Genomic DNA, 1,618 nt, shown 5'->3' on the forward strand with positions numbered 1-1,618 from the left:
GGGTTCCTGGCCTGACGATTGGGGTCTTCTCAATCATCAGACAGGAGGTTCCCATGAAGGAGGAGAGGACCACCCCACTGCGCGCGCGCATGATCGAAGACATGCGTATCCGTGGAATGGGCGACAAGGCTCAGGAGGCCCATATTCGGGCCATCAAGGATTTCGCTGGGTTTTTGAGGCGATCTCCGGACCTCGCTACACCCGACGATTTGCGCGCCTATCAGTTGCACATGACCAATGCCGGCGTGTCACCCTGGATGTTCAATTCTCGGATTGTCGCGCTGCGGTTTTTCTTCGGCATCACCTGCGGTCGCGAAGAGATGAAGCGGCATATGCAGTTCCGTCGTGCGCCGCGCAACCTACCGGTGGTCTTGAGCGTCGAAGAGATCGCCGCGCTTATGGCTGCGGTTCCCGGGCCGGGTCTGAAGTATCGCGCTGCGCTCGGCATCAGTTATGGCGCGGGATTGCGGGCGTCAGAGGTCTGCAACCTCAAGGTCTTCGATATCGACAGCGAGCGCATGTTGATCCACGTCGAAGAAGGCAAGGGCGGCAAGGATCGCAAGGCCATGCTGTCGCCGGCCTTGTTGGATCTGCTGCGCGAGTACTGGCGGGAATCGCGGCCGCGGGGATGGTTGTTTCCGGGCCAGCCAAAGATCAATCCGCTGTCGCCGCGTCAGCTCAATCGAGCCTTCACCTCGGCCAAGCACAAGGCGGGCATCGCCAAGCCCGCCACGCTGCACACCTTGCGCCACTCATTCGCCACGCACCTTCTGGAGGCCAACACGGATGTACGGGTGATTCAGGTTCTGCTCGGCCACGCCAAGCTGAGCACGACTGCCCGCTATGCCCATGTCGCCACGAAGACGATCCGCGACACCATCAGCCCCTTCGAGCACCTGAAGCAGTTGCAGGATCAGACCCTTATGCGTCGGCTGGAATGACACGCCGCCGGGGTGGCCCGGCCGAAGCTGGAGATCGCTGATATCTTCCGTGCCCATGGGCCCGCGTGGCGGCAGGCCAATGCCGGGCATGTCAGCCTGAGCCAGCTCAAGGTCATGTCGGCGATCGAGGCCTGCCGGACGGAGGCACTTGGCGGGCATGTGGCGGCCTGCGCCAAATGCGGCCACCAGCATATCGCCTACAATTCCTGCAAGAATCGGCACTGTCCGAAGTGTCAGGGACCCGCCGCGCGCGACTGGATGGCGGCGCGGATCGACGATCTGCTGCCGGTGGAATATTTCCATGTCGTCTTCACTCTGCCGGCAGAGATCGCGCAGATCGCCTATTGGAACAAGGAGGCGGTCTACGGGCTGCTGTTCCGGGCGTCGGCCGAGACGCTGACCACCATCGCGGCCGATCCGCGCCACCTCGGTGCCCGCATCGGCATGACCAGCGTGCTGCACAGCTGGGGCTCGGCACTGACCCATCACCCGCATGTCCACTTCATCGTACCCGGCGGCGGGCTGTCGCCGGATGGCACGCGCTGGATCGCCTGCCGTCCGGGGTTCTTTCTGCCCGTGCGGGTCCTGTCGCGGCTGTTTCGACGGGTGTTCATCGAAGGGCTGCTGGCGTTGCATCGCGCACGCGATCTGGTCTTCTTCGGTGATCTGGCCGGGCT

Annotated in this window: 2 protein-coding genes; both read left to right on the top strand. The window is 63.3% G+C overall.

Features of this window, described 5'->3' with window-relative positions; genetic code table 11:
- Nucleotides 1-11 precede the first annotated feature (11 nt).
- A complete protein-coding gene (locus C5748_RS27335) occupies nucleotides 12-941 on the top strand; it encodes a tyrosine-type recombinase/integrase (protein WP_245582018.1) in 930 nt (309 codons plus the stop codon).
- A gap of 12 nt (nucleotides 942-953) precedes the next feature.
- A partial coding sequence (locus C5748_RS27340) for an IS91 family transposase (protein WP_146119651.1) occupies nucleotides 954-1,618 on the top strand: 665 nt, incomplete at its 3' end.

Origin of the sequence: Phyllobacterium phragmitis, from assembly GCF_002980495.1 — a bacterium.
GTDB classification, from domain to species: domain Bacteria; phylum Pseudomonadota; class Alphaproteobacteria; order Rhizobiales; family Rhizobiaceae; genus Paramesorhizobium; species Paramesorhizobium phragmitis.